This is a genomic window from Saccharopolyspora endophytica, from assembly GCF_018070075.1.
Lineage (GTDB): Bacteria > Actinomycetota > Actinomycetes > Mycobacteriales > Pseudonocardiaceae > Saccharopolyspora > Saccharopolyspora endophytica.
Map to the genome: position 1 here is coordinate 581,257 of NZ_JAGPXE010000001.1, position 25,686 is coordinate 606,942.

Annotated in this window: 29 protein-coding genes; all 29 read left to right on the plus strand. The window is 67.5% G+C overall.

Annotation, left to right across the window (positions count from 1 at the left end):
* The first annotated feature begins 76 nt into the window (after window positions 1-76).
* The 29 genes from KBO27_RS02790 to rplO all read left to right on the plus strand — a co-directional run bounded on the left by KBO27_RS02790 (window position 77) and on the right by rplO (window position 25,487).
* Entirely contained in the window at window positions 77-2,137 is a 2,061-nt protein-coding gene (locus KBO27_RS02790; RefSeq protein WP_210968386.1) for an ADP-ribosylglycohydrolase family protein, read from the plus strand.
* Between the two features lie 36 nt (window positions 2,138-2,173).
* Window positions 2,174-4,801: an ADP-ribosylglycohydrolase family protein gene (locus tag KBO27_RS02795; RefSeq protein WP_210968387.1), complete on the plus strand. Its 2,628-nt coding sequence runs from the start codon at window positions 2,174-2,176 to the stop codon at window positions 4,799-4,801.
* Between the two features lie 17 nt (window positions 4,802-4,818).
* Entirely contained in the window at window positions 4,819-8,712 is a 3,894-nt protein-coding gene (locus KBO27_RS02800) for an ADP-ribosylglycohydrolase family protein (protein WP_210968388.1), read from the plus strand.
* On the plus strand, window positions 8,709-10,145 hold the full coding sequence (locus KBO27_RS02805) for a TNT domain-containing protein (RefSeq protein ID WP_210968389.1): 1,437 nt from the start codon (window positions 8,709-8,711) through the stop codon (window positions 10,143-10,145). Before KBO27_RS02800 ends, KBO27_RS02805 begins: the two co-directional genes overlap by 4 nt.
* 505 nt (window positions 10,146-10,650) lie before the next feature.
* Complete coding sequence (rpsL, locus tag KBO27_RS02810) at window positions 10,651-11,025, plus strand: 30S ribosomal protein S12 (protein WP_009948619.1); 375 nt, start codon at window positions 10,651-10,653, stop codon at window positions 11,023-11,025.
* Complete coding sequence (rpsG, locus tag KBO27_RS02815; protein WP_132673935.1) at window positions 11,025-11,495, plus strand: 30S ribosomal protein S7; 471 nt, start codon at window positions 11,025-11,027, stop codon at window positions 11,493-11,495. The genes rpsL and rpsG overlap by 1 nt, the downstream gene beginning before the upstream one ends.
* A gap of 96 nt (window positions 11,496-11,591) precedes the next feature.
* Entirely contained in the window at window positions 11,592-13,694 is a 2,103-nt protein-coding gene (fusA, locus tag KBO27_RS02820) for an elongation factor G (protein ID WP_210968390.1), read from the plus strand.
* A gap of 200 nt (window positions 13,695-13,894) precedes the next feature.
* A complete protein-coding gene (gene tuf / locus KBO27_RS02825) occupies window positions 13,895-15,088 on the plus strand; it encodes an elongation factor Tu (protein WP_210968391.1) in 1,194 nt (397 codons plus the stop codon).
* A gap of 545 nt (window positions 15,089-15,633) precedes the next feature.
* The gene (gene rpsJ, locus KBO27_RS02830; protein ID WP_009948626.1) at window positions 15,634-15,939 is read left to right on the plus strand and encodes a 30S ribosomal protein S10; all 306 of its coding nucleotides are present in this window, start codon (window positions 15,634-15,636) and stop codon (window positions 15,937-15,939) included.
* A gap of 35 nt (window positions 15,940-15,974) precedes the next feature.
* A complete protein-coding gene (rplC, locus tag KBO27_RS02835; RefSeq protein WP_210968392.1) occupies window positions 15,975-16,625 on the plus strand; it encodes a 50S ribosomal protein L3 in 651 nt (216 codons plus the stop codon).
* The gene (rplD, locus tag KBO27_RS02840) at window positions 16,625-17,308 is read left to right on the plus strand and encodes a 50S ribosomal protein L4 (protein ID WP_132624358.1); all 684 of its coding nucleotides are present in this window, start codon (window positions 16,625-16,627) and stop codon (window positions 17,306-17,308) included. The genes rplC and rplD overlap by 1 nt, the downstream gene beginning before the upstream one ends.
* Window positions 17,305-17,604 (plus strand): 50S ribosomal protein L23, encoded by a 300-nt coding sequence (gene rplW, locus KBO27_RS02845; protein ID WP_132682567.1) that lies wholly within the window; start codon window positions 17,305-17,307, stop codon window positions 17,602-17,604. Before rplD ends, rplW begins: the two co-directional genes overlap by 4 nt.
* Before the next feature lie 31 nt (window positions 17,605-17,635).
* Window positions 17,636-18,469, plus strand: a complete 834-nt coding sequence (rplB, locus tag KBO27_RS02850; RefSeq protein WP_132673939.1) for a 50S ribosomal protein L2 — start codon at window positions 17,636-17,638, stop codon at window positions 18,467-18,469.
* Between the two features lie 18 nt (window positions 18,470-18,487).
* Window positions 18,488-18,769, plus strand: a complete 282-nt coding sequence (rpsS, locus tag KBO27_RS02855) for a 30S ribosomal protein S19 (RefSeq protein ID WP_093414191.1) — start codon at window positions 18,488-18,490, stop codon at window positions 18,767-18,769.
* Window positions 18,770-18,811: 42 nt separating this feature from the next.
* The gene (gene rplV, locus KBO27_RS02860) at window positions 18,812-19,225 is read left to right on the plus strand and encodes a 50S ribosomal protein L22 (protein WP_132624362.1); all 414 of its coding nucleotides are present in this window, start codon (window positions 18,812-18,814) and stop codon (window positions 19,223-19,225) included.
* Complete coding sequence (rpsC, locus tag KBO27_RS02865) at window positions 19,225-20,073, plus strand: 30S ribosomal protein S3 (protein ID WP_132624364.1); 849 nt, start codon at window positions 19,225-19,227, stop codon at window positions 20,071-20,073. The genes rplV and rpsC overlap by 1 nt, the downstream gene beginning before the upstream one ends.
* A 3-nt stretch (window positions 20,074-20,076) precedes the next feature.
* Complete coding sequence (gene rplP, locus KBO27_RS02870) at window positions 20,077-20,496, plus strand: 50S ribosomal protein L16 (protein ID WP_132624366.1); 420 nt, start codon at window positions 20,077-20,079, stop codon at window positions 20,494-20,496.
* Complete coding sequence (gene rpmC, locus KBO27_RS02875) at window positions 20,496-20,738, plus strand: 50S ribosomal protein L29 (protein WP_132624368.1); 243 nt, start codon at window positions 20,496-20,498, stop codon at window positions 20,736-20,738. The genes rplP and rpmC overlap by 1 nt, the downstream gene beginning before the upstream one ends.
* The gene (gene rpsQ / locus KBO27_RS02880; protein WP_132624370.1) at window positions 20,735-21,010 is read left to right on the plus strand and encodes a 30S ribosomal protein S17; all 276 of its coding nucleotides are present in this window, start codon (window positions 20,735-20,737) and stop codon (window positions 21,008-21,010) included. Before rpmC ends, rpsQ begins: the two co-directional genes overlap by 4 nt.
* A gap of 148 nt (window positions 21,011-21,158) precedes the next feature.
* Window positions 21,159-21,527, plus strand: coding sequence for a 50S ribosomal protein L14 (gene rplN / locus KBO27_RS02885; protein WP_010315405.1), 369 nt, complete (start codon window positions 21,159-21,161; stop codon window positions 21,525-21,527).
* Between the two features lie 2 nt (window positions 21,528-21,529).
* Window positions 21,530-21,844, plus strand: coding sequence for a 50S ribosomal protein L24 (gene rplX / locus KBO27_RS02890; protein WP_132673941.1), 315 nt, complete (start codon window positions 21,530-21,532; stop codon window positions 21,842-21,844).
* Between the two features lie 2 nt (window positions 21,845-21,846).
* Complete coding sequence (gene rplE, locus KBO27_RS02895; protein WP_132673942.1) at window positions 21,847-22,410, plus strand: 50S ribosomal protein L5; 564 nt, start codon at window positions 21,847-21,849, stop codon at window positions 22,408-22,410.
* A 3-nt stretch (window positions 22,411-22,413) separates the two neighbouring features.
* Window positions 22,414-22,599: a type Z 30S ribosomal protein S14 gene (locus KBO27_RS02900; protein ID WP_132624378.1), complete on the plus strand. Its 186-nt coding sequence runs from the start codon at window positions 22,414-22,416 to the stop codon at window positions 22,597-22,599.
* A 243-nt stretch (window positions 22,600-22,842) separates the two neighbouring features.
* Entirely contained in the window at window positions 22,843-23,241 is a 399-nt protein-coding gene (gene rpsH / locus KBO27_RS02905) for a 30S ribosomal protein S8 (protein ID WP_132682570.1), read from the plus strand.
* Window positions 23,242-23,257: 16 nt separating this feature from the next.
* Window positions 23,258-23,797: a 50S ribosomal protein L6 gene (rplF, locus tag KBO27_RS02910; RefSeq protein ID WP_132673943.1), complete on the plus strand. Its 540-nt coding sequence runs from the start codon at window positions 23,258-23,260 to the stop codon at window positions 23,795-23,797.
* Between the two features lie 2 nt (window positions 23,798-23,799).
* Entirely contained in the window at window positions 23,800-24,198 is a 399-nt protein-coding gene (rplR, locus tag KBO27_RS02915; RefSeq protein WP_210968393.1) for a 50S ribosomal protein L18, read from the plus strand.
* Between the two features lie 35 nt (window positions 24,199-24,233).
* Entirely contained in the window at window positions 24,234-24,848 is a 615-nt protein-coding gene (gene rpsE, locus KBO27_RS02920; RefSeq protein ID WP_210968394.1) for a 30S ribosomal protein S5, read from the plus strand.
* 5 nt (window positions 24,849-24,853) lie between these two features.
* Window positions 24,854-25,036 (plus strand): 50S ribosomal protein L30, encoded by a 183-nt coding sequence (gene rpmD, locus KBO27_RS02925; protein ID WP_132624388.1) that lies wholly within the window; start codon window positions 24,854-24,856, stop codon window positions 25,034-25,036.
* Window position 25,037: 1 nt separating this feature from the next.
* Window positions 25,038-25,487 (plus strand): 50S ribosomal protein L15, encoded by a 450-nt coding sequence (gene rplO / locus KBO27_RS02930; protein WP_132624390.1) that lies wholly within the window; start codon window positions 25,038-25,040, stop codon window positions 25,485-25,487.
* Window positions 25,488-25,686: the final 199 nt, after the last annotated feature.

Here is a 25,686-nt window from a genome sequence, read left to right on the forward strand (position 1 = left end):
GGGTGAGTTGACCCCGAACGAGTTGCGAACCCTTCAGGCGTGGAGGGACATCAAGGCTCTGCCGAGCCTGCTTCCGATGTCGTGGTTCGAGGAAGTCGACATCCAGATCGGGCTGGTCTACGGCGGAGACCGGAACGAGCCGCTGGCCTGGCCGCGGCAGCAGTACCAGGTTCTCGGAAGAGTCTTGGGGATGCTCGTGGGTGGTGCTCTGGGGGATTCGCTCGGAGCCACCGCTGAATCGGAAGGAATCGCGAACCCCGGTGGCCTGCTGGAGGCGATGAGGGAACGCTCGTGGCAGGCGCCGAACTCGGCGACGCTGGTGGCCGGCGTTCAGATCGCCATCGCCGCCTATTCCGATCACCGTTCGGGAACCGACCTCGACGCCGCGCTGGTGCAACGCGCTCGCGAAGTTGATTTCGGCGGTGTGCTCGGAAGTCTCGCTGCATCGGTTCCCGCGGCTCTGGTGAGCATCAACTCCCCTGATGAGGACGCCTACCGGCGAGCTGCGGGCCTGGCCGAGCTGCTCACCGATGAGCCGGAGGAACTGGCCAGCGCTGGTGTTTTCGCAGTTGCGCTCGTGCGTGCTCTCAACGGGCACAAGCTCGGGTTGGAACAACTCTCGAGGGTGTTGCTGGAGCAGACCGACAGCCCGGAGCTGGGGCGCAGGCTGAACCGGCTCGCGGCAGCGGGAGAGGGCTTCCACGAGTCGGCGGTGCTCACCGAACTCGGCAACGGGATCTCAGGGCCGGAGGTGCTTTCCCGCGCGCTCTGCCTCGCGGCCCGCAAGACTGGTGGGTGGGCCGAGGTGATCCATGCTTTCGCAGGAGAGAGCCGATCCCGGAACGCGCAGGTTTCCGGCCTGCTCAGCGGCGCCCGGAGCGGTGCTGAGGCTTTCCCGTTGCTGTGGCGACGAAAGCTCGAACCCGCACGCCGTTTGGAGTCCATGGCTGAGGCGTTCATGTCAGCCTTCGGTCCCGACGACGTGCGCCTCACGACGGAAACGCACGGCGAACCACCCCGGACGCAACAAGCTGCGGAAATCCGGAAGCTGGACGCTCATGAGCGGTTCCTCGGTTCGATGCTCGGCGGCGCGATGGGCGATGCGCTCGGGTTCGCGATCGAGTTCAACGACATCGACATGATCCGGCGGCATCACGGGCCGGATGGGGTCACTGGGCCTGTGCTTCGGGATGGTGAGGCTCAGGTCTCCGATGACACGCAGATGATGCTGTTCACGCTCGAAGGTCTGGTTCGGGCGCACGTCGCTCGGCGGATGGAGCCTCGGGACAACGATCCGGTTCCTGAGGTGCAGCACGCGTATCAGCGCTGGTACCACACGCAGGGCCCGGCCTGGATGAACGCGGGCGGCCCGTACGCGCAGCATCTTCAGCGGCCTGACGGGTGGCTGATCACGAACTGGGCGCTGTTCGCGAGCCGGGCTCCGGGCAGCACCTGCATGTCGGCGTTGGCGAACTTCGCGCAGACCGGGACCTTCGCCACTCCGCAGCACCGGATCAATGACTCCAAGGGCTGTGGAGGGGTCATGCGGGCCGCGCCGGTGGCGGTGTGGTCGAACGATCCGAGCGAGGTTTTTCTCGTGGCGGTCCGGACCGCGGCTTTGACTCACAGCCATCCGAGCGGGTTCTTGTCGGCCGGCGTGCTGGCGGTGATCGTGCACCAAATCATCCGCGAGGTTCCGCTGCGTGAGGCTGTGCGGATGGCGCGGGACCTGCTGACCCGCTGGCCGCAGCACGAAGAGCAGTTGCACGTCCTCGACCGCGCCGTGGCGCTCGCCGAGCGCGGCGCCGTCACTCCTGAGGAGTTGAAGGCGGAGCTGGGCCAGGGCTGGGTCGGTGAGGAAGCGCTCGCCATCGGTCTTTACGCGGTGCTGGCCACCGACAACCTGCGGGATGCCCTGCTGCTGTCGGTGAACCACTCCGGCGACTCGGACTCCACGGGAATCGTCTGCGGCAACATCGGCGGCGCCCTCTACGGCACCCGAGCCATCCCGGCCGAGTGGCTGCAACACCTGGAGCTGCGAGAGATCATCGAGACGATCTCCAACGACGCCCTCGCGGAGTTCAGTCCCGGCCCGCCGACGGACCAGTCCTGGACACAGCGCTATCCCGCTTGGTGAGCAGTGTGCGTACTGGGGACGGCAAAGGGGAACGCGATGGCTGACGCAGTTGATAGGGGCGGCGAATCCGCCCGGAAAGTCCTGGTCAGCCCGCAGGAGGAGCGTTTCCTCCGGTATTGGCGGGACTTCTGGTGGAATGGGCGCCAGCTGGACTACCGCGGCAGGGGGACCTTCTATCGGATCACCGAAAGTGCCCTCGGTGAGGAATCGATGGTGCGGTGGCGGGGACGGCAAGTTGCCGCGCCGGAGGAGCTGGTCGGAGATGTGGCGGGGCCTGCTGCGGCGGAACAGCTCGTTCTAGGTGAACTGCGAGCTTTTCTGCAGGATCGGCACCGGCACCAGGTTGAGGACGCCGAATTCTTCGAGACTCGGTACGAGACCACCGAGTACGAGGTGCATCGGAAGCTCGTCGCTGACCCGCAGAAGCCGTTCCCGAACTGGTGGTACAGGTCCTCCATCGCTCTCACCAGGATGTTCTTCGGCGGTGCGGTTGGTGATGCTTACGGGCAGGCGGTTGAAGATCTCCCGGTGGCTGAGGTCGTTCGCGATCTGGCAGATGGCTCGGTGAGGTCCCGGGCTCTGGGAGAGACGACCGGGTGCACGCGGCGAGCACTTCTCTTCGCGGAGGCCATGGTGTGCGGACACGTTGCGTTGAGGCGGTCCGAGCCCGTTGATGTGGATCGTCTGATCGACGACACCTATCGGCGGTGCTTGCAGGTCGAGAAGATGGGTTCTGGAGCGACCGGTGGCTGGTTGCTCGCCGATCCGCGGATGCGGGGAAGCTCTGGCTGGGACCGGCAAACGCTGAACGCACTTGTCGTCCGAGAGAATGGCGGGTCGGCTGCGGACCGCGCTTCGGCGTCGAGAATGCTCGTTCATGCCGCGCCACTGGCGCTGTTCTGGGATCGCCACTACAACCCGCGCAACGAGAGCGCTTACGAGAAACTGCTTGCCTTCGGCTTCGGAGTGGCTGGGCAAGTGGTCACCTCGTCTGAAGACCAGTGGGCCATGGCTGCTGTTCCGTTGTTGGTACGTCGTTTGCCGAACGAGCAGACGGTTCTGCGCGCGTTTTCCGTCGTGGAGTTCGAGATGCGACGCCTTCCCGGCGGCGAACGCGGCGTCGAGATGATCAAGGCGTTGCGACAGCTGGCCGAGGACAAGGTCCGGCCCGAATCCGCTGTGCAGCAGTTGGCCGCCGAGTTCGGTGCGGAAAGCGCTCTGGGTGTGCTCGCGATCGCCGGTTACGCCGCTGAGCACGGTCGACGCACGAGTTTCGATGAAGGTATCGCGGTTTCCGTCCTTCACGGAGGTGACCGCCTCGCGTCAGCGAATTTGTGCGGTCAGCTCCTGGGAACGAACCTGGGGCCGGCTGCCATCCCTCGCCAGTGGATCGAGCAGCTGGACATTCGTGACCTTGTTGCAGAGCTGGCAGCGGATGTTCTCCAGGAAGTCGGACCGGACTCGCCGGAGACCGAAAAGTGGTCCGAGCGCTATTCACTCGCTGGCGTCCAGAGAACTGAGGATTCGGAGCGCAATGTGGCCATACCGAACCAGTCGCACGTGACGCACCCGCCGCTCGACCCGCATGAGCGGTTCCGGGGGGCGATGTTGGCTGGCGCGGTTGGGGATGGGCTTGGGTATGCGATTGAGTTCAAGGACATTGGGGTGCTTCGGGAGGAGTTCGGGCCGGGTGGGGTTTCCGGGCCTGTGCTTCGTGGCGGGGTGGCTCGGGGTTCTGATGACACGCAGATGATGCTGTTCACGCTCGAGGGGCTGATCCGGGCGCATGTGGCGGGGCGGATGGAGCCTCGGGACAACGATCCCGTTCCTGAGGTGCAGCACGCGTATCAGCGCTGGTATCACACGCAGGGGCGGGATTGGTTGAGTGCCGGTGGGCCTTATGCGCAGCGGATTCGGCGGCCTGACGGGTGGTTGATCACCAATCCGGGGTTGTTCGACTCGCGGGCTCCCGGGAACACCTGCCTGACGGCGTTGTCGAACTTCGCGCAGACCGGGGTTTCGGCGACTCCGCAGCATCGGATCAACGATTCCAAGGGCTGCGGTGGGGTGATGCGGGCCGCGCCGGTGGCGGTGTGGTCGAACGATCCCGCCGAGGTGTTCTACGCCGCCGTGGGGACCGCCGCTCTCACGCACAGCCATCCCAGCGGATTCCTGTCCGCCGGGGTGCTGGCCGTGATCGTGCACCAGCTGATCCGCGAGGTGTCGCTGCCGGATTCCGTGCGGCTGGCGCGGGAGTTGCTGACCCGGTGGCCGGAGCACGAGGAGCAGCTGCGGGTGCTGGACAAGGCCGTCGCGCTGGCCGGGGAGGGACCCGTGTCTCCCGAGGACATCGCGCGGGAACTCGGCGGCGGTTGGGTCGGTGAAGAGGCGCTGGCGATCGGCCTCTACGCCGTGCTGGCCACCGACGACCTGCGCGAGGCACTGCTTATTTCGGTGAACCACTCGGGGGACTCCGACTCCACCGGGATGGTGTGCGGCAACATTGGCGGGGCGCTCTACGGGACTCGGGCCATTCCGCCGGAGTGGCTGGAGACCCTCGAACTGCGCGGACTGGTCGAAACCGTGGCCGAGGACGCGCTGGCGGAGTTCAGCCCGGGACCACCGACGGACCCGGGGTGGGCACAGCGCTACCCCGCCTGGTGAGCAACGAGGAGAAGGCGATGACCGACCCGCAACGACAGCTGAGCTGGGCCGATCGTTTCCGAGGTGCGCTGCTCGGCGGCGCCGTGGGCGATGCCCTCGGCGCCGGGGTCCGGCACACCTCGACCGCCGAGATACAGCAGTGGTTCGGTCCGCGCGGCGTCGTCGACTACCTCCCCGTCTACGGGAGGCGCGGCGCCGTCACCGACCTGACGCAGCTCACCGTGTTCACCCTCGAAGGCCTGCTGCGCGCCAAGGCCGAGGGCTGCACCGGCTTACCCACCGAGTTCGTCTTCGCGAACCACCTGCGCTGGCTGCACACCCAGGGCGTGCCGTGGGAGTACGCGATGTCGGCGTTCGCGGCGACCGAACCCGCGCCCACCAGCTGGCTGCTGGAACGCCGCGAGCTGTACTCCACCCGCAACCCGGCCGGCAACGCGCTCGGACTGCTCGGGCGGATGGCGGCGCGGTCGCCGCTGGGACCCGACGGTCGTCTGCACCCGCCGGTCGACGTCGACGGTTCCGCCGACTACCCGGTGCTGGCAGCCCCGGCGATGGTGTGGTCCAACGTGCCCGAAGGCGTGTACGCGGCGGGCGCGGGCATCGCGAACCTCTTCACCTCCGGCGCCAACTCCGTCGCCGCGGCCGGTGTGCACGCCGACGTGCTGGCGCAGCTCATCCGCGGCATCTCGCTGTGGGACGCCGTCACCAGCTCCGATCAGCGCAGGCTCAACGCCGCCTACCGGGTGGCCGGGGTTCCCGCCGACGTGCGGCGGACCGTGCACGCGGCCATGTTCACCGGTCAGCGCGGCGGAACCCCCGGCCCGCTGGACATCGACATCGAGTTCGACGTCGTCGACAAGCCCGGTGAGCTCGGCATCGCGCTCGCCGCGGTCGGCAGCACCCGCACCTTCGCCGACGCCGTGCAGGTCGCGGTGAACAACTCCGCTGACAGCGCCGTCACGGGTGCGCTCGCCGGGCAGCTCGCCGGTGCGCTGCACGGTCCCGCCGCGATTCCCGCGCAGTGGCTGGACGACCTCGAACTCCGGCAGGTCATCGAGACCCTGTGCGGCGATGCGACCGAGGCTTTCGCGCCGCCGCCACCGCCGCAGTGGGCGCAGCGCTACACGCGCGGACCTCAGCAGACGGGACCCCGCCAGATCCCCGCCGGGCCGGCGAAGACCGTCGAGGGCTCCGCCGAGCAGACGATGGTGATGCCGGCGATCACGGCAGACACACCGCCGCCGTCCGCCCAGCCCGCCTCGCCGCCGGTCGCGCCGGAGCCGCCGGTCGCTCAGCGGCCCGTCGCGCCGCAGCCCCCGGAACCGCAGGCCCCCGCGCCCGAACCGGTCGTCCAGCCGGAACCGCCTGCGCGGGAGGAGATTCCGCGGTTCGAGGCGCGGAGCACCGGCCAGATCGGCGCCCCGACGTTCCCGGCCTCCGCGCCCGCTCCCGAACCCGAGCGGGAAACCGAGACCACCGCGGTCTTCGCGGCCATCGGCGCCGAGCCGGAACCGGATCGGACCCCCGTCGACCTCGAACCGCGTCCCCGCACGCCCATCGACCTCGACCCCGGCGAAGCCGACGAGCCCGAACCGGAGATCGCCGAACCCGCGCCGATCCCCGAAACGCCCGTGGTCGACCTCGAACCCGAGCCCGAGTCGGAGACCGAAACGACGCAGGTCGTCGAGGCCGTGTCGGACTCCGGTGAGCCCACCGGCTCCACCGTCGTGGACGTGAGCGGCATCGGTTCGCCCTTCGACCTGATCGCCGTGCCCACGCGCGACGACAACGAGCCCGAGCCGGACGCCCGCTTCACCCGCGACTCCGATCCCGAACTCCGCTTCGCCGACGCCGAGCCGGAACCGTCGCCGATCGACCTGAGACCGGACCCCGACGTGATCCCCGATGTGGTCCCGGCTCTCGCGAAGATCTCGTCGATCCAGCCGGAACCCGAACCGGTCGAGGAAGAAGCCGACGAGGTCGCCGAGGAAACGGACGAGGTGACCGCCGAGCCGGAGGACTCCGAAGCCGAGGCCGACGAGCCGGAAGTTTTCGAAGCCGAGGTCATCGAGCCGGAAGGAACCGAATCCGAGTTCGCAGAGTCGGACGACACCGATGCCGCGCTCGCCGAGCCGGAGGACACCGAGGCTGACGACAGCGCGCCGGAGGACCTCGAGACCGAAGTCGCCGACGTTGAGGACGAGGCGGCGGAAGAACCGCAGGAAGTCGAACCGCGCGAAACCGAGCGGGACGAAGCCGAGCTGCACGAACTCGCGCAGGACGAAACCGAGTCGGACGAGGCCGAGCGGGACGAGGTCGCCTTCACCGAGGAGCCGGAGGAAGTCGAGCCGACCGCCCTCGTCGAGGAGCGGGAGGAGGACGCCGCTCGCACCCTCGTCGAGGAACCGGCAGAGGATGTTGCCTTTGACCTCGACGAACCCGAAGAGGCCGTCGCTCCCGCCGCTGAGGACACCGCCGCAAGCGCGGAGAACACCGCCGAAGACACCACCCCAGACGCCGAGGACACCGACGACGACCCCGAGGACACCGCGGTCGATGCCGCCGAGGACGTCCCCGCCGAGCCGGAACCGCAGGTCGTCGAGGCCCTTCCGATCTCGGTCGGCCGTCGCGTGCACGGCAAGACCGAGGGACCGGGCGATGCCGCCCCGTCGCTGACCGAGCGGGTCCTGGGCTGCTTCCTCGGAGGCGCTCTCGGCGACGCGCTGGGCGCGGACCTGGAGTTCATCACCGCCGCGCAGATCACCGAGCGCTTCGGCGCCAGCGGTCCCAGCGGCCTGCGCGAGGCGTACGGCGTGCACGGAGCGATCACCGACGACACGCAGATGACGCTGTTCACCGCGGAGGGCCTGATCCGGGGCAGCGTCGCCGCGCGCACCCTCGGCGCCGCGGACCCGCTGCCCGAGGTGCAGCTGGCCTACCAGCGCTGGCTGCACACCCAGGGCGTCGAGTGGGACGCGGCGGCCGGCGAGTTCTTCGCCGACCACCCGGTGCCGGACGGCTGGTTGGTCGAGGTCCCGGGGCTGTTCCACACCCGCGCCCCGGGCAAGACCATCTTCCGGGCGCTGACCGCCTTCGGCGACGGCCACCGGGCCGGGTCGCTGACCGAGACGATCAACGACTCCAAGGGTTGCGGTGGCGCGATGCGCGCGGCGCCGGTCGCGCTGACCTCGACCGATCCGGCCGAGGTGTTCGAGCTCGCGACGCGCACCGCCGCGCTCACCCACAGCCACCCGGCCGGGTACCACTCCGCGGGGGCGCTGGCGGTGATCGTGCAGCAGGCGCTGCTGGGCCGCAGCCTCGACGACGGCGTGTGGCTGGCCCTGCAGGTGCTGGAGACCTGGGACGACCACGAGGAGACCACCGCCGCGATCAAGGCCGCCGTGGACCTGGCGGCCGAGGGCGTGCCGACGCCGGAGCGCGTCGCCGAGGTCCTCGGCGGTGGCTGGGTCGGCGAGCAGGCCGTGGCGATCGCGGTGTGCGCGGCGCTGGTGGCCGGTGAGGACGTGGAGCTGGCGCTGAAGATCGCCGTGCACCACGACGGGGACAGCGACTCCACCGGCGCGATCTGCGGCAACATCGTCGGCGCGCTGCAGGGCGTGGGTGCGCTGCCGCTGGACTGGCTGGCCGAGCTGGAGCTGCGCGACGTCATCGAGCAGATGGCGCTGGACTGCGTCGCCGAGTTCGGCCGCGGCGGCTTCCAGCCCGGCCGCGCCGCCATCGACCCGCCGTCCGATCAGGACTGGAACGAGCGCTACCCGGTTCGGCCGCAGTGGTCGGCCGAACCGGCGACAGTCGGTGCCGACGCCGGGGGTTTCCCGTCGCCGAAGCCCGCACCTCGCCGCCGCCTCGACGGGGTGGCGAGCACCGAAACCGTTGAGGGGGACAGTTGATCAACGTCAGGCAGGGTGACCCGTTCCCGGTGCACCCGCCGTTCCCGGCGCCGGCCGCGTTCGGCGCGTTCCCGGACCGCACCGCGCAGGTGGCGGAACTGCTGCAGGCGCTGCGGGCGGCGGTGGGGTCCGCCGAGGTCCGCTGCACCGCGCTGGGGACCCGGTTCGAGACCGACGCGAGCGATGAGGTCTTCGAGCTGCTGCGCCGCATCCGCGACGTCGGCTACCGCCCGGAGACCGGTGCCTGGACCTCCGCGGTGTTCTCCGGAGGGGAGCTGCACACCTCCCACACCGAGCCGCAGTGGCAGAACCCGCCCGAGGACGGCCGCGCTCACCTGGACGAACTGCGGTTCTACCCGCGCCGCAACCCCGAGCAGTGGCTGCTGGCCCCGGCCTGGGACCACTTCGTCGACGCCGTCACCTACCCGGACGGGGCGACCGGCCCGCTGCGGATGCTGCCGGTGTTCGACGGCCGGGACGCGCAGGGCAGGCCGCAGGTGTTCCGGCCGGCGGTGCCGTGGATCGAGAAGCGCGAGGTGTTCAGCTACCTCAACGGCGGCGAGATCGTGCTGTCGGCGATGTCCACCGACGCCGACGAGCTCGACCCGGCGCGCGGCTCCGAGGTGCCCAAGCAGTTCCACACCGACGGCGTGTGGGTGTGGCCGCAGGCGATGGCCTACTACCTCGAAGAGCACGACATCGCCCCGCCGCCGGAGTTCCTCGACCACATCCGCCGCGCTCGCTACCAGGCGCCGACGACGGTCGCCGACGTGAAGTCGGCCGAGGCCAAGTCGCTGATCCTGGCCACCGACCCGGCCTCGATGCTGGCCCACCGCCCGGAGGACGCGTTCGTGGCGGTCGGCGCGCACCTGGCGGCGCAGGGCGTGAGCAGCCGGTTCTACAGCTTCGACGAGCCGGTCGGCGGCGGCTGGAGCATGCGGCCCGAGCCGGACGGCTGGTGGGCGGTGGAGGCCCACGACGACCGGCCGAACCCCAAGCACCGCTTCCCCGACCCGTGGACGGCGGGGTTCTTCCTGATCGGCGCGATGACGGTCGAGCGCGACCGCTACCTCCGGGAGCCGGACGAGGCGCTGCTGGACTTCGAGTGCCCGTGGCCGGAGATGGCCGACGAGCCGCCGCTGTCGTCCTACGACCAGAAGTTCGTGGTCCAGCTGCAGCCCGGTGACGAGATCGACCGCTTCGGCGAACCGGTCGGCAACACCGCGTTCGTCGCGGGCACCACGATCCCGCAGCGCAGCATGCCGCCGGGCCGCCAGCCGGGGCAGTACCGCCGCTACCGGGTGGTGAAGGCGTTCGACGCCATCACCGGCGTCGCCAAGCCCGAGCACGGACAGGTCGGCGGCGGGACCGCCTACGTCCTGCCCAACTCGCTGAAGGTCCTGACCGAAGAGGGCTGGCTGGCCGAGGCCTGAGCCGTCTCCGAGAACGGGGTGTCCGCGCGGACACCCCGTTCTCGGTTGGCGGGAGGGGCTTGTCACACGGGGTAGAATCCTGTGAGAAGTCGATGAGAGCTCGCACCTCATCTGTGGCGCGGAGCCCGCGCCGGGTGATCGAGCAGGTCAAGGGGACCCCCGTTTTGACCCTCTGAGAACGGGGCGGGTATCTTTGTTTATCGGACCCGACGCCAATCGGGTCGATCCGCATGCCCGTGCATGACGTGGCCGCCCGAGTGGAGGGCCGCGGCAGCGCCGAGGATGTGTGGAACTCTTCCGAAAACCCTCTGGGGTCTACCTCGGTTTCGGCCGGAACGGGCGCTGTGAGGGCCGAGGAGCGGGCGACACGCCCGACCTCGTGTGCGGGGGAGTCCCGAAACACAGTGCCTGACAGGTGCTCGACGCCCAGGGCACGCCGAAGCTCGAACGAGCGGCTGCTTGGTCGAGTACCTAAAAGACGCGAACGCTGACAGAAAGCCGGTCCATGCCCACCATCCAGCAGCTGGTCCGTAAGGGCCGCCAGGACAAGGTCGCCAAGACCAAGACCGCGGCGCTCAAGGGGAGCCCGCAGCGGCGTGGCGTGTGCACCCGCGTGTACACGACCACCCCGAAGAAGCCCAACTCGGCCCTGCGCAAGGTCGCTCGTGTCAAGCTGACCAGCGGCATCGAGGTCACGGCCTACATCCCGGGTGAGGGCCACAACCTGCAGGAGCACTCGATCGTGCTCGTTCGTGGCGGCCGTGTGAAGGACCTGCCCGGCGTGCGCTACAAGATCATCCGTGGTTCCGCTGACACCCAGGGTGTGAAGAACCGCAAGCAGGCTCGCAGCCGCTACGGCGCGAAGAAGGAGAAGAGCTGATGCCCCGCAAGGGTCCGGCCCCGAAGCGGCCGCTGCACGCTGATCCCGTGTACGGCTCGCCGCTGGTCACGCAGCTGGTGAACAAGATCCTCGTGGACGGCAAGCGTTCGCTGGCCGAGAAGATCGTGTACGCGGCCCTGGAAGGCTGCCGGGAGAAGACCGGCACCGACCCGGTCGTCACGCTCAAGCGTGCCCTGGACAACGTCAAGCCGACCCTGGAGGTCCGCAGCCGCCGCGTCGGTGGCGCGACCTACCAGGTGCCGATCGAGGTGCGGGCCGGCCGGTCCACCACCCTCGCTCTGCGCTGGCTGACCACCTACTCGCGGCAGCGTCGCGAGAAGACCATGGTCGAGCGCCTCATGAACGAGCTGCTGGACGCGAGCAACGGCCTCGGCGCGAGCGTCAAGAAGCGCGAAGACACTCACAAGATGGCGGAGTCCAACAAGGCCTTCGCGCACTACCGCTGGTGACATCTGGTGGGTCTTGCCCGCCAGCCGAACCGATTCGACAGCTTTGCACCTGTCACCGCGACTTGCACCTGCTGTTAGGGAACGGGGAAGAATCTCGTGGCACGCGACGTGCTGACTGACCTGACCAAGGTCCGCAACATCGGCATCATGGCCCACATCGATGCGGGCAAGACCACCACCACCGAGCGGGTCCTGTACTACACCGGGATCACGCACAAGCTCGGCGAGACGCACGACGGTGCTTCTCAGATGGACTGGATGGAGGAGGAGCAGAAGCGGGGTATCACCATTACCTCGGCTGCTACCACCACGTTCTGGGGCGACACCCAGATCAACATCATCGACACCCCCGGCCACGTCGACTTCACCGTCGAGGTCGAGCGCTCGCTGCGCGTCCTCGACGGCGCGGTCGCGGTGTTCGACGGCAAGGAAGGTGTCGAGCCCCAGTCCGAGCAGGTCTGGCGCCAGGCGGACAAGTACGACGTCCCCCGCATCTGCTTCGTCAACAAGATGGACAAGCTGGGCGCGGACTTCTACTACACCGTGAGCACGATCGAGGACCGGCTGCACGCCAAGCCGCTGGTCCTGCAGCTGCCGATCGGTGTGGAGTCCGAGTTCGAGGGCGTCGTCGACCTGGTTCAGATGAAGGCCCTGACCTGGCGTGGTGAGGTGTCCAAGGGCACCGACTACGAGATCGAGGACATCCCGGCGGATCTGGCCGACAAGGCCGCCGAGTACCGGGAGAAGCTCGTCGAGGCCGTCGCCGAGACCGATGAGGCCCTCATGGAGGCCTACTTCAGCGGCGAAGAGCTGACCCAGGAGCAGATCAAGGACGGCATCCGCAAGATCACCGTCGAGCGCACCGCGTTCCCGGTCATCTGCGGCACCGCGTTCAAGAACAAGGGCGTTCAGCCCATGCTCGACGCGGTCGTCGACTACCTGCCCTCGCCGCTGGACGTCCCCGCCGTGCAGGGCACCCTGCCGGACGGTGAGACCCCCGCGGAGCGCAAGCCGAGCACCCAGGAGCCGTTCGCCGCGCTGGTCTCCAAGATCGCGGTGCACCCCTTCTTCGGCAAGCTGACCTACATCCGGGTCTACTCCGGCAAGGTCGCCTCCGGTGCCCAGGTCATCAACTCGACCAAGGGCCGCAAGGAGCGCATCGGGAAGATGTTCCAGATGCACTCCAACAAGGAGAACCCGGTCGATGAGATCCAGGCGGGTCACATCTACGCGGTGATCGGTCTCAAGGAGACCACCACCGGTGACACCCTGTGCGACTCCGCGAACCCCATCGTCCTCGAGTCGATGACGTTCCCGGCGCCGGTCATCGAGGTGGCCATCGAGCCCAAGACGAAGGCTGACCAGGAGAAGCTCTCCACGGCGATCCAGAAGCTCGCCGAGGAGGACCCGACGTTCCAGGTCAAGCTGGACGACGAGACCGGTCAGACGATCATCAAGGGCATGGGTGAGCTGCACCTCGAGGTGCTGGTCAACCGCATGAAGAGCGACTTCAAGGTCGAGGCGAACATCGGTAAGCCGCAGGTGGCCTACCGCGAGACGATTCGCAAGTCGATCGAGAAGTACGAGTACACGCACAAGAAGCAGACCGGTGGTTCCGGTCAGTTCGCGCGCGTGATCATCAAGCTCGACCCGATCGAGCAGACGTCCGACAGCGCGACCTACGAGTTCGACAACAAGGTCACCGGCGGTCGGATCCCGCGGGAGTACATCCCGTCGGTTGACCAGGGTGCGCAGGACGCCATGCAGTACGGCGTGCTGGCCGGCTACCCGCTGGTCGGCGTGAAGGTGACCTTGCTCGATGGCCAGTACCACGAGGTCGACTCGTCGGAAATGGCCTTCAAGGTCGCCGGTTCGATGGCACTCAAGGAGGCGGCCGCCAAGGCTTCTCCGGCGCTGCTCGAACCGATGATGGCGGTCGAGGTGACCACGCCCGAGGACTACATGGGCGATGTCATCGGAGACCTGAACTCCCGCCGTGGCCACATCCAGGCCATGGAGGAGCGCAGCGGTACCCGCGTCGTCAAGGCTCTCGTGCCGCTGTCCGAGATGTTCGGGTACGTCGGCGACCTGCGGTCCAAGACCCAGGGTCGTGCCAACTACTCGATGGTGTTCGACTCCTACGCCGAGGTTCCGGCCGGTGTGGCTAAGGAGATCATCGCCAAGGCAACGGGCGAGTGACCCGCTGGTCGGCCTCGGGTGACCGGGGCCGGCCAAGAGGCGACGCCTCGCGAAGGCGACCGGGGAGCAATCCCCTCCAGACGGCGGCGAGCGGTCAGCGACCACTTCGGAAGCGATCCGCTCGTCACCTACCCGACAGGACTCCGCCTGGCACAACAAGTCGTACGGCGGAAAGTTAACAAGTCCAGGAGGACAATCCAGTGGCGAAGGCGAAGTTCGAGAGGGACAAGCCGCACGTCAACATCGGGACCATCGGTCACGTTGACCACGGCAAGACCACGCTCACCGCAGCCATCACCAAGGTTCTGCACGACAAGTACCCGGAGCTGAACCCCTTCACGCCGTTCGACGAGATCGACAAGGCGCCGGAGGAAAAAGAGCGCGGTATCACGATTCAGATCGCGCACGTGGAGTACCAGACGGAGAAGCGTCACTACGCTCACGTCGACGCTCCGGGTCACGCTGACTACGTGAAGAACATGATCACCGGTGCCGCCCAGATGGACGGCGCGATCCTGGTGGTCGCCGCGACCGACGGCCCGATGCCGCAGACCCGCGAGCACGTGCTGCTGGCTCGCCAGGTCGGCGTGCCCTACATCCTGGTCGCGCTGAACAAGTCCGACATGGTCGACGACGAGGAGATCCTCGAGCTCGTCGAGATGGAGGTCCGCGAGCTGCTGTCGTCCCAGGAGTTCCCGGGCGACGACGTGCCGGTGGTCCGCGTTTCCGCGCTGAAGGCGCTGGAAGGCGACGCCGAGTGGGCCGACAAGATCGTCGAGCTGATGACCGCCGTCGACGAGAACGTTCCGGACCCGGTGCGTGACACCGACAAGGCGTTCCTGATGCCGGTCGAGGACGTCTTCTCGATCACCGGCCGCGGCACCGTCATCACCGGCCGCATCGAGCGCGGCATCATCAAGGTGAACGAGGAGGTGGAACTGGTCGGCATCAAGGAGAAGCCGCTCAAGACCACCGTCACCGGTGTCGAGATGTTCCGCAAGCTCCTCGACGAGGGCCAGGCGGGCGACAACGTCGGTCTGCTGATTCGCGGCATCAAGCGCGAAGAGGTCGAGCGCGGCATGGTCGTCGTGAAGCCGGGCACCACCACCCCGCACACCGAGTTCGAGGCGCAGGTCTACATCCTGTCCAAGGACGAGGGTGGCCGTCACACGCCGTTCTTCAACAACTACCGTCCGCAGTTCTACTTCCGGACGACGGACGTCACCGGCGTTGTGACCCTGCCCGAGGGCACCGAGATGGTCATGCCGGGCGACAACACCGAGATGTCGGTCCAGCTGATCCAGCCCATCGCGATGGACGAGGGTCTGCGCTTCGCGATCCGCGAGGGTGGCCGCACCGTCGGCGCCGGTCGCGTCACCAAGATCACCAAGTGACGTGACGAGGGCCCGCTTCCCTCGCGGGAGGCGGGTCCTCTCTTGTTTTGCGGTGACCTCGGTCCCGTAAAACGACCCCCGATTTTGGGTGGTGCAGAGGATGTGCCATCCTGTATGGGTTGCTCGTTCAGGGCGGCCGGAATTTCAGACTCGCGGATCGACGTGATCGGTCCTGGTAGTCGCGACGAAGCTCCGGCCGCCCTGGCGCGAGGGCCTCGCGCCCTTGTTCGGTGTTCGGCTCCGTTCTCTTTCGGAATCCGATCCCCCGGCCGCTTTCGGTCGGCCGAGCAGGGCACAAGAAGGTGTACGGGCTTTCGGGCCCACCCCATCGGCGACGTTCGAGGGGACCGGTATGCGACAGCTGGGCGACACGCCCGACCGCGTGTACCGGGCACCAACACACTTGAACAGGGGCGGACTGAGAGCTGTGACGGCTCCCGGTATCGGGGACGACACCACGCTGAGGGCCGTGAGGGGCACCGATGGGTGCGCCCTGCACCCATGTACCTGACCGCGGCACGAGACTAGAGGAACGGCAAGCCACCATGGCGGGACAGAAGATCCGCATCCGGCTCAAGGCCTACGACCACGAGGCGATCGACGCGTCCGCACGCAAGATCGTCGAGACCGTGACGCGCACCGGCGCTCGGGTCGTGGGGCCAGTGCCGCTGCCCACTGAGAAGAACGTCTACTGCGTCATCCGCTCCCCGCACAAGTACAAGGACTCGCGGGAGCACTTCGAGATGCGTACGCACAAGCGGCTCATCGACATCCTCGAACCGACGCCGAAGACGGTCGACGCGTTGATGCGCATCGACCTGCCGGCCAGCGTCGACGTGAACATCCAGTAAGGCACGGCGACGAGGTAGCGGAGAGAACGAGACCAATGTCTGACAGGCAGATCAAGGGGATTCTGGGCACGAAGCTCGGCATGACCCAGGTCTTCGACGACCAGAACCGGGTCATCCCGGTGACCGTCGTGCAGGCCGGGCCGAACGTGATCACCCAGATCCGGACCCCCGAGAAGGACGGCTACTCGGCCGTGCAGCTGGCGTTCGGCGCCATCGACCCCCGCCGGGTGAACAAGCCGCGTGGCGGCCACTTCACCAAGGCCGGTGTCACCCCGCGCCGCCACGTCGTGGAGCTGCGCACCGCGGATGCCGGTGAGTACGAGCTCGGCCAGGAGATCAGCGCGGACCTCTTCGAGGCCGGCGCGGTGGTCGACGTGGTCGGCACCAGCAAGGGCAAGGGCTTCGCGGGCACCATCAAGCGGCACGGTTTCCACCGTCAGCCGATGAGCCACGGTGCTCAGGCGGTGCACCGCAAGCCGGGTTCCATCGGCGGCTGCGCGACCCCCGGTCGCGTCTTCAAGGGCATGCGCATGGCGGGGCGGATGGGTACCAACCGCGTCACCACGCAGAACCTGAAGGTGCACAAGGTCGAGGGCGACAACGGCCTGCTGCTGATCAAGGGCGCCGTGCCCGGTCCCAAGGGCGGCCTGGTGCTGGTTAAGAGCCCCGCGAAGGGTGGTGCGTGATGAGCTTGACGCTCGACGTCCGTACCCCGGACGGCAAGACCGACGGCACCGTCGAGCTGCCGGCCGAGATTTTCGACGCGCAGGCCAACGTGGCGCTGATGCACCAGGTCGTCGTGGCCCAGCTGGCCGCGGCTCGCCAGGGCACGCACGCCACGAAGACCCGCGGTCAGGTCTCCGGCGGCGGCAAGAAGCCGTACCGGCAGAAGGGCACCGGTAACGCCCGTCAGGGCTCCATCCGCGCCCCTCAGTTCGCCGGCGGTGGCACCGTCCACGGCCCGCAGCCGCGGGATTACACCCAGCGGACCCCGAAGAAGATGGTGAAGGCCGCCCTGCGCGGTGCCCTCTCCGACCGGGTTCGCGCCGGCCAGCTGCACGTGGTCACCGGCGTTGTCGGCGGCGAGCAGCCGTCCACCAAGTCGGCCAAGACCGCGCTGCGGAACTGGACCGAAGCCAAGAAGGTTCTGGTCGTGCTCGACCGCCACGAGGAGCAGAACTCGTGGCTGAGCCTGCGGAACCTGCAGAACGTGCACCTGATCGACCCGGGTCAGCTGAACACCTACGACGTGCTCAACAGCGACGACGTTGTGTTCACCAAGGCCGCCTACGACCGTTTCGTCGCAGGCCCGGCCAAGGGCCGGTCGGTCAAGGCCGCCGCTTCTTCCGCTGAGGAGGCAGAGCAGTGAGCGCCGACCCCCGGGACATCATCCTGAAGCCGGTGATCTCCGAGAAGAGCTACGGACTGCTGGAGCAGTCGCAGTACACCTTCTTGGTGGACCCGCGCTCGAACAAGACCGAAATCAAGATCGCCATTGAGCAGATCTTCGACGTCAAGGTCGCCAGCGTCAACACGATCAACCGCGACGGCAAGCGCAAGCGCACCCGCACCGGGTTCGGCAAGCGCAAGGACACCAAGCGGGCCATCGTCACCCTGACGCCGGAGAGCAAGGCGATCGAGATCTTCGGCGGTCCGGCCGCCTGACGGTGCTGATTAGGACGAGGTTGCTTTAGAAATGGGCATTCGCAAGTACAAGCCGACGACGCCTGGCCGTCGTGGCTCGAGCGTGTCCGACTTCGCCGAGATCACCCGGACGGAGCCGGAGAAGTCGTTGATCGTCCCGCTGAATCGCAAGGCGGGTCGCAACGCTCAGGGCAAGATCACCACGCGGCACAAGGGTGGCGGTCACAAGCGGGCCTACCGCCTGATCGACTTCCGCCGCAACGACAAGGACGGTGTGCCGGCCAAGGTCGCGCACATCGAGTACGACCCGAACCGCAGCGCTCGGATCGCGCTCCTGCACTACGCCGACGGCGAGAAGCGGTACATCATCGCGCCGAACGGTGTGAAGCAGGGCGACCCGATCGAGAGCGGCGCTCGGGCCGACATCAAGCCGGGTAACAACCTGCCGCTGCGCAACATCCCCACCGGTACCGTGATCCACGCGATCGAGCTCCGCCCCGGTCAGGGCGCGAAGATCGCTCGCTCGGCCGGTGCCCGGGTGCAGCTGGTGGCCAAGGACGGTCCGTACGCCCAGCTGCGGATGCCTTCGGGCGAGATCCGCAACGTGGACGCGCGCTGCCGTGCCACCGTCGGCGAGGTCGGCAACTCGGAGCACGCCAACATCAACTGGGGCAAGGCCGGCCGCATGCGGTGGAAGGGCAAGCGCCCGACCGTCCGCGGTGTCGTCATGAACCCGGTGGACCACCCGCACGGTGGTGGTGAGGGCAAGACCTCCGGTGGTCGCCACCCGGTCAACCCGAACGGTAAGCCGGAGGGTCGTACCCGTCTCCGCAAGCCGAGTGACAAGCTCATCGTCCGCCGCCGGCGTACCGGCAAGAAGCGCTGAGCAGGGAGGTAAGCAAACATGCCACGCAGCCTGAAGAAGGGCCCGTTCGTGGACGACCACCTGCTCAAGAAGGTGGACGCGCTTAACGAGTCGGGCAAGAAGACCGTGATCAAGACCTGGTCCCGTCGGTCGACGATCATCCCGGACATGCTGGGCCACACCTTCGCGGTGCACGACGGTCGCAAGCACGTCCCGGTGTTCGTCACCGAGGCGATGGTGGGGCACAAGCTGGGCGAATTCGCCCCGACCCGCACTTTCAAGGGCCACGTCAAGGATGACCGGAAGTCGCGCCGCCGCTGAGCGGGTCTGTGACACGAACGAGTAAGAGCAAGGGGTAGCAGGATGACAGCCCGTTCCGACTCCACTGCCGCGGAAGCCCCGCGGGCAGTGGCGCGGGCCCGGTTCGTCCGCGTGTCGCCGATGAAGGCGCGGCGCGTGGTCGAGCTCATCAAGGGCCGGAGCGCCAGCGATGCCCTGGCTGTGCTTCAGTTCGCGCCGCAGACCGCCAGCGGTCCGGTGTCGAAGGTGCTCGCCAGTGCGATCGCCAACGCGGAGAACAACCTTTCCCTCGATCCCGAGACGCTGGTCGTGAACCACGCGTACGTGGACGAGGGTCCGACGTTGAAGCGGTTCCGGCCGCGCGCGCAGGGTCGTGCGTACCGGATCCGGAAGCGGACCAGCCACATCACGGTCGAGGTCGAATCTCGGCCCGCGGTGACCAAGTCCCGAAAGAGCCAGAAGGGGAGTGCCCGGTAGTGGGTCAGAAGATCAACCCGCACGGCTTCCGACTCGGCATCACCACGGACTGGAAGTCTCGCTGGTACGCCGACAAGCAGTACTCGGAGTACGTCGCGGAAGACGTCAAGATCCGCCGGCAGCTGTCTCGCGGGATGGAGCGCGCTGGGATCTCGAAGGTGGAGATCGAGCGCACCCGTGAGCGCGTCCGCGTGGACATTCACACCGCCCGGCCGGGCATCGTCATCGGCCGTCGCGGTGCCGAGGCGGACCGCATCCGCGGTGCGCTGGAGAAGCTGACCGGCAAGCAGGTTCAGCTCAACATCCTCGAGGTCAAGAACCCCGAGGCGGACGCCCAGCTGGTCGCACAGGGTGTGGCCGAGCAGCTGTCCAACCGCGTGTCCTTCCGTCGCGCGATGCGCAAGGCCATTCAGTCGGCCATGCGCTCGTCGCAGGTCAAGGGCATCCGGGTGCAGTGCGGCGGACGTCTGGGTGGCGCGGAGATGTCGCGCTCGGAGTTCTACCGCGAGGGTCGCGTCCCGCTGCACACGCTGCGCGCGGACATCGACTACGGCTTCTTCGAGGCCCGCACCACCTTCGGGCGCATCGGCGTCAAGGTGTGGATCTACAAGGGCGAGCTGGTCGGTGGCCTGAAGCAGAAGCAGCAGGAGTCCGAGGTCCGTCCGCCGCGCGGCGGTGGCAACGACCGCAACGAGCGTGGTGGCCGCGGTGACCGCGGTGGCCGTCGTCGTGGCGGTGCGGACCGCGGTGAGCGCGGTGCAGCTGACAAGTCCGCCAAGGCCGAGACCAAGGCCGCGGAGGGCGAGCAGCCGCAGGCTGCGCCGGCTGAAGAGAAGACGGAGGGCTGAGACGTGCTCGTCCCACGCAGGGTGAAGTGGCGCAAGAGCCACGCGCCGAAGCGTAAGGGCTTCGCCAAGGGTGGCACCCGGATCAGTTTCGGCGAGTACGGCATTCAGGCGATCGAGCACGGCTACGTGACCAACCGGCAGATCGAGTCGGCGCGTATCGCGATCACCCGGCACGTCAAGCGTGGCGGCAAGGTGTGGATCAACATCTTCCCGGACCGCCCGCTGACCAAGAAGCCGGCCGAAACCCGTCAGGGTTCCGGTAAGGGTTCGCCGGAGTCCTGGGTCGCCAACGTCAAGCCCGGACGCATCATGTTCGAGCTGACCTTCCCGAACGAGAAGACGGCGGTCGAGGCGTTGACTCGTGCGGCGCACAAGCTCCCGATGAAGTGCAAGATCGTGTCCCGCGAGGGTGGTGACTTCTGATGGCAGCGGGTGTCACCGCATCCGAGCTCCGCGAGCTGGACAACGAGGAGCTCGTGCAGCGGCTGAAGGAATCGAAGGAAGAGCTGTTCAACCTCCGGTTCCAGATGGCCACTGGTCAGCTGCAGAACAACCGGCGGCTGCGCGTCGTCCGACAGGACATCGCCCGGATCTACACCATCATGCGCGAGCGCGAACTGGGCCTGACGGTTAACCCCGAAGGCGCTGAGGAGGGCGCGGCATGAGTGAGAAAGGACAGGGCGTGGAGCGCAACAGCCGCAAGGTGCGCGAGGGCTACGTCGTCTCGGACAAGATGGACAAGACGATCGTGGTCTCCCTGGAAGACCGCAAGAAGCACGCCCTCTACGGCAAGGTCATGCGTCAGACCACCAAGGTCAAGGCGCACGACGAGGCCAACTCGGCCGGCGTCGGTGACCGGGTGCTGCTGATGGAGACCCGGCCGCTCAGCGCCAGCAAGCGCTGGCGCTTGGTCGAGGTCGTCGAGAAGGCCAAGTAACGAACACCAGTGAACCGGCCGGTCGCCGGCAAGATCAGCGGCCGGCCGTTTCGCTTGTGGTAGTTGACCGCGCGTGTCAGGTCGGCAATTTGGCACGCCAGAGTGTGTCCGGGCACAAGGTTCGGGCACTTAGGGTCAGGAGTCATACGTGATCCAGCAGGAGTCGCGACTTCGCGTCGCCGACAACACCGGGGCCAAGGAGATCCTTACGATCCGTGTCCTCGGTGGGTCGGGCCGACGCTACGCGGGCCTCGGGGACATCATCGTGGCGACCGTCAAGGAAGCCATCCCCGGTGCCGGAGTCAAGAAGGGCGATGTGGTCAAGGCCGTCATCGTCCGCCAGAAGAAGGAAAAGCGTCGCGCGGATGGTTCCTACATCCGGTTCGACGAGAACGCCGCCGTCCTGGTGAAGCCGGGCGGCGAGCCGCGAGGCACCCGCATCTTCGGGCCGGTGGCCCGAGAACTGCGCGACAAGAAGTTCATGAAGATCATCTCGCTCGCGCCGGAGGTGTTGTGATCATGAAGATCAAGAAGGGCGACACGGTCGTCGTCATCTCCGGTAAGGACAAGGGCGCCAAGGGCAAGGTCATCCAGGCCATGCCGGCGGAGCAGCGGGTCCTGGTCGAGGGTGTCAACCGGATCAAGAAGCACACCAAGGTCTCCCGGACCGAGCGTGGCGCGCAGTCCGGCGGCATCGTCACCCAGGAAGCCCCGATCCACGTGAGCAACGTGATGGTCGTGGACTCGGACGGCAAGCCGACCCGCGTCGGTCACCGCATCGACGAGGACGGCAAGAAGGTTCGCGTCTCGCGCCGCAACGGTAAGGACATCTGATCATGACTACTGCTGAGAAGATCGTCCCCCGGCTCAAGACCCGGTACCGCGAGGAGATCCGCCAGGCCCTGAACGAGGAGTTCAACTACTCCAACGTGATGCAGGTGCCGGGCGCGGTCAAGGTCGTGGTCAACATGGGTGTTGGCGACGCCGCGCGGGACAGCAAGCTGATCGAGGGCGCGGTTCGCGACCTCACCTCCATCACCGGCCAGAAGCCCGAGATCCGTCGGGCCCGCAAGTCCATCGCGCAGTTCAAGCTGCGCGAGGGCCAGCCGATCGGCGCGCGGGTGACCCTGCGCGGCGACCGCATGTGGGAGTTCCTGGACCGCCTGGTCACCATCGCGCTGCCGCGCATCCGTGACTTCCGCGGTCTCTCGCCGAAGCAGTTCGACGGCAGGGGCAACTACACGTTCGGCCTCAACGAGCAGTCGATGTTCCACGAGATCAACCCGGACAACATCGACCGCCCGCGGGGTATGGACATCACCGTCGTTACCACTGCCACCAACGATGACGAGGGCCGGGCGCTGCTGAAGCACCTGGGCTTCCCGTTCAAGGAGAACTGAGCGATGGCGAAGAAGGCGCTGGTTATCAAGGCGGCCCAGAAGCCGAAGTTCAAGGTTCGCGGCTACACCCGCTGCCAGAAGTGCGGGCGTCCGCGCTCCGTGTTCCGCAAGTTCGGTCTGTGCCGCGTTTGCTTCCGCGAGATGGCGCACGCGGGCGAGCTGCCCGGCGTGAGCAAGTCTTCCTGGTGAGCACCCGCCTGCTTCGGGGTCCCGGTTGCCCGGTCTGATCCGGCGACCCTTACCCTGAAGCAGGCGCTACCAGGGCTGATGCCCACGCTCCGCACGCGAGCCGTGCTTGCGCACGACTGAACAGGGCCCCGTCACCGTGGCGGGAGACCCCGAACTTCGTCCAGGCCAGAGTCCAGACGCCCGCCCTCCGGGTGGGTCGCGGTCCGGGCTCATCGGAACCAGACGAGAAAGGTTGAGCAGGTCATGACGATGACCGATCCGATCGCAGACATGCTGACGCGTCTGCGCAACGGAAACTCGGCATACCACGACGAGGTCGTGATGCCGCACTCCAAGCTGAAGGCGAACATCGCCGAGATCCTCAAGCGGGAGGGCTACGTCGCCGGCTCCCGCGTCGAGGACGGGGAGACTCACCAGAACCTCGTCGTCGAGCTGAAGTACGGCCCGAACCGCGAGCGGAGCATCGCGGGCCTGCGCCGGGTCTCCAAGCCCGGTCTGCGGGTCTACGCCAAGTCCACGAACCTGCCCAAGGTTCTCGGTGGTCTGGGCGTCGCCATCATCTCGACCTCCGGCGGTCTCGTGACCGACCGGCAGGCCATGAAGAAGGGCGTGGGCGGGGAAGTCCTCGCCTACGTCTGGTAAGGGAGGAGGAGCGGCTATGTCGCGCATCGGAAAGCTGCCGATCACCGTCCCCTCCGGCGTCGAGGTGAACATCGACGGCCAGGCGGTGACCGTGAAGGGCCCCAAGGGCGAGCTTGCTCACCAGGTCCGCGAGCCGATCGTCGTCGAGAAGGACGAGGACGGCGCGGTGCTGGTCAAGCGCCCCAACGACGAGCGGGAGAGCCGGTCGCTGCACGGGCTGACCCGGACTCTCGTCAACAACATGGTGATCGGCGTCAGCCAGGGATACCAGAAGGACCTGGAGATCATGGGCGTCGGTTACCGAGTGCTGCAGAAGGGATCGAACCTCGAGTTCTCCCTCGGCTACAGCCACCCCATCGTGATCGAGCCGCCGGACGGCATTCAGTTCGCGGTCGACGGCCCGACCAAGCTTTCGGTCAAGGGCATCGACAAGCAGCTGGTCGGCGAGATCGCGGCTCGTATCCGCAAGCTGCGCAAGCCCGACCCGTACAAGGGCAAGGGTGTCCGGTACGCGGGTGAGACCATCCGCCGCAAGGTCGGAAAGACGGGTAAGTGACCATGAGCGAGACAGCTACCAAGCGCAAGCCGGTTGGCAAGGACATCTCGACCAAGCGTCGGCTCTCCCGCGCCAAGCGTCACACGCGCCTCCGGAAGAAGATCCTGGGCACCGCCGAGCGCCCGCGTCTGGTCGTCACTCGGTCGCTGCGCAACATCACCGCGCAGGTCATCGACGACACCAAGGGCCACACCGTTGCGTCGGCCACGAGCCTGGAGTCCGAGCTCCGCGGCTTCGAGGGTGACAAGAAGGCCGTGGCCACCAAGGTCGGCGAGCTCGTCGCCGCCCGTGCCAAGGACGCCGGTGTCGAGAAGGTCGTGTTCGACCGCGGCGGCAACGCCTACCACGGTCGCGTGGCCGCTCTGGCCGACGCCGCCCGTGACGGCGGACTGGAGTTCTGACAAGTGCGTAAGAACGAGACTGGAAGGGACGCCTGATGCCTGGACGCACTCGGCGTGAAGGCGGCGGGGAGTCCGGCGGCAAGGACCGCCGGGACCGCCGCGACGGCGGCCGTGGCGGGGCGGCCCAAGAGAAGACCCCGCAGTTCGAACGTGTCGTGACCATCAACCGCGTCGCGAAGGTCGTCAAGGGTGGTCGGCGCTTCAGCTTCACCGCGCTGGTCGTCGTCGGCGACGGCGACGGCATGGTCGGTGTCGGCTACGGCAAGGCCAAGGAAGTTCCCGCGGCCATCGCCAAGGGCGTCGAGGAGGCGAAGAAGAACTTCTTCCGCGTCCCGCGCCTGGGCGGCACCATCACGCACCCGGTGCAGGGCGAGGACGCCGCGGGCGTCGTGCTGCTGCGTCCGGCCAGCGCCGGTACCGGTGTCATCGCCGGCGGCCCGGTGCGCGCGGTGCTGGAGTGCGCCGGTATCCACGACGTGCTGAGCAAGTCGCTGGGCTCGGACAACCCGATCAACATCGTGCACGCCACGGTGGACGCCCTCAAGCAGCTGCAGCGTCCGGAGGAGGTCGCGGCTCGCCGTGGCCTGCCGCTGGAAGATGTCGCTCCGGCGTTCATGATGCGTGCTCGTGCCGCCGGGACGGGGGTCTGATCGTCATGGCACAGCTCAAGATCACTCAGGTGCGCGGGCTGGTCGGCTCGAAGCAGAACCAGCGCGACACCATGCGCAGCCTCGGCCTGCGCAAGATCCGTCAGTCCGTGGTTCGCCCGGACGACTCGAACGTGCGCGGCATGGTCAATGCCGTCCGTCACCTGGTGACGGTCGAGGAGGTCGACTGACATGGTCATCAAACTGCACGACCTGCGTCCGGCCCCTGGCGCCAAGCGCGACAAGATCCGCGTCGGCCGCGGTGAGGGCTCCAAGGGCAAGACCGCCGGCCGCGGTACCAAGGGCACCAAGGCCCGCAAGACCGTCTCCCCTCGTTTCGAGGGTGGGCAGATGCCGATCCACATGCGGCTCCCGAAGCTCAAGGGCTTCAAGAACCGCTTCCGCACCGAGTACCAGGGTGTGAACCTCGGCAAGCTGGCCCAGGCGTTCCCCGAGGGTGGCACCGTCGGTTTCGACGAGCTCGTCGCCAAGGGCCTGGTCAAGAAGAACGAGCTGGTGAAGATCCTCGGCGACGGGGACCTGGAGGGCGTCAAGCTGGACGTCACCGCTCACGCCTTCACCGGCAGCGCTCAGGAGAAGATCACCGCCGCCGGCGGCTCGGTCACCAAGCTCGAGCGCTGATCTAGTTCTGTAGAAGACCCGCCATCCAACCGGGATGGCGGGTCTTTTATTTTCTGGTGATTCCCACGTATTCACGGACGCGATACCGTGTGCATCTGGGGAATCACCCTTGGCAGTTCACTTAGCCAGATCGCGATTCCCGCACGGCGACACGTCGGAATCCCCGCGCAGCTCTTCAGCCGAACAAGATCCACCGAAG

Excerpts from the sequence above, each read along its gene's own strand:
- rplO (WP_132624390.1), top strand. The coding sequence starts at position 25,038 with ATGGTCATCAAACTGCACGACCTGCGTCCGGCCCCTGGCGCCAAGCGC.
- rpsH (WP_132682570.1), top strand. The coding sequence starts at position 22,843 with ATGACGATGACCGATCCGATCGCAGACATGCTGACGCGTCTGCGCAAC.
- rpmD (WP_132624388.1), top strand. The coding sequence starts at position 24,854 with ATGGCACAGCTCAAGATCACTCAGGTGCGCGGGCTGGTCGGCTCGAAG.
- rpsQ (WP_132624370.1), top strand. The coding sequence starts at position 20,735 with ATGAGTGAGAAAGGACAGGGCGTGGAGCGCAACAGCCGCAAGGTGCGC.
- rplF (WP_132673943.1), top strand. The coding sequence starts at position 23,258 with ATGTCGCGCATCGGAAAGCTGCCGATCACCGTCCCCTCCGGCGTCGAG.
- rplC (WP_210968392.1), top strand. The coding sequence starts at position 15,975 with ATGTCTGACAGGCAGATCAAGGGGATTCTGGGCACGAAGCTCGGCATG.
- rpsG (WP_132673935.1), top strand. The coding sequence starts at position 11,025 with ATGCCCCGCAAGGGTCCGGCCCCGAAGCGGCCGCTGCACGCTGATCCC.
- rplD (WP_132624358.1), top strand. The coding sequence starts at position 16,625 with ATGAGCTTGACGCTCGACGTCCGTACCCCGGACGGCAAGACCGACGGC.
- rpsS (WP_093414191.1), top strand. The coding sequence starts at position 18,488 with ATGCCACGCAGCCTGAAGAAGGGCCCGTTCGTGGACGACCACCTGCTC.
- KBO27_RS02900 (WP_132624378.1), top strand. The coding sequence starts at position 22,414 with ATGGCGAAGAAGGCGCTGGTTATCAAGGCGGCCCAGAAGCCGAAGTTC.
- KBO27_RS02790 (WP_210968386.1), top strand. The coding sequence starts at position 77 with ATGTCGTGGTTCGAGGAAGTCGACATCCAGATCGGGCTGGTCTACGGC.
- KBO27_RS02795 (WP_210968387.1), top strand. The coding sequence starts at position 2,174 with ATGGCTGACGCAGTTGATAGGGGCGGCGAATCCGCCCGGAAAGTCCTG.
- rplV (WP_132624362.1), top strand. The coding sequence starts at position 18,812 with ATGACAGCCCGTTCCGACTCCACTGCCGCGGAAGCCCCGCGGGCAGTG.
- KBO27_RS02800 (WP_210968388.1), top strand. The coding sequence starts at position 4,819 with ATGACCGACCCGCAACGACAGCTGAGCTGGGCCGATCGTTTCCGAGGT.
- rpsL (WP_009948619.1), top strand. The coding sequence starts at position 10,651 with ATGCCCACCATCCAGCAGCTGGTCCGTAAGGGCCGCCAGGACAAGGTC.
- rplX (WP_132673941.1), top strand. The coding sequence starts at position 21,530 with ATGAAGATCAAGAAGGGCGACACGGTCGTCGTCATCTCCGGTAAGGAC.
- rpmC (WP_132624368.1), top strand. The coding sequence starts at position 20,496 with ATGGCAGCGGGTGTCACCGCATCCGAGCTCCGCGAGCTGGACAACGAG.
- rpsE (WP_210968394.1), top strand. The coding sequence starts at position 24,234 with ATGCCTGGACGCACTCGGCGTGAAGGCGGCGGGGAGTCCGGCGGCAAG.
- rpsJ (WP_009948626.1), top strand. The coding sequence starts at position 15,634 with ATGGCGGGACAGAAGATCCGCATCCGGCTCAAGGCCTACGACCACGAG.
- rplB (WP_132673939.1), top strand. The coding sequence starts at position 17,636 with ATGGGCATTCGCAAGTACAAGCCGACGACGCCTGGCCGTCGTGGCTCG.
- rplR (WP_210968393.1), top strand. The coding sequence starts at position 23,800 with ATGAGCGAGACAGCTACCAAGCGCAAGCCGGTTGGCAAGGACATCTCG.
- rplE (WP_132673942.1), top strand. The coding sequence starts at position 21,847 with ATGACTACTGCTGAGAAGATCGTCCCCCGGCTCAAGACCCGGTACCGC.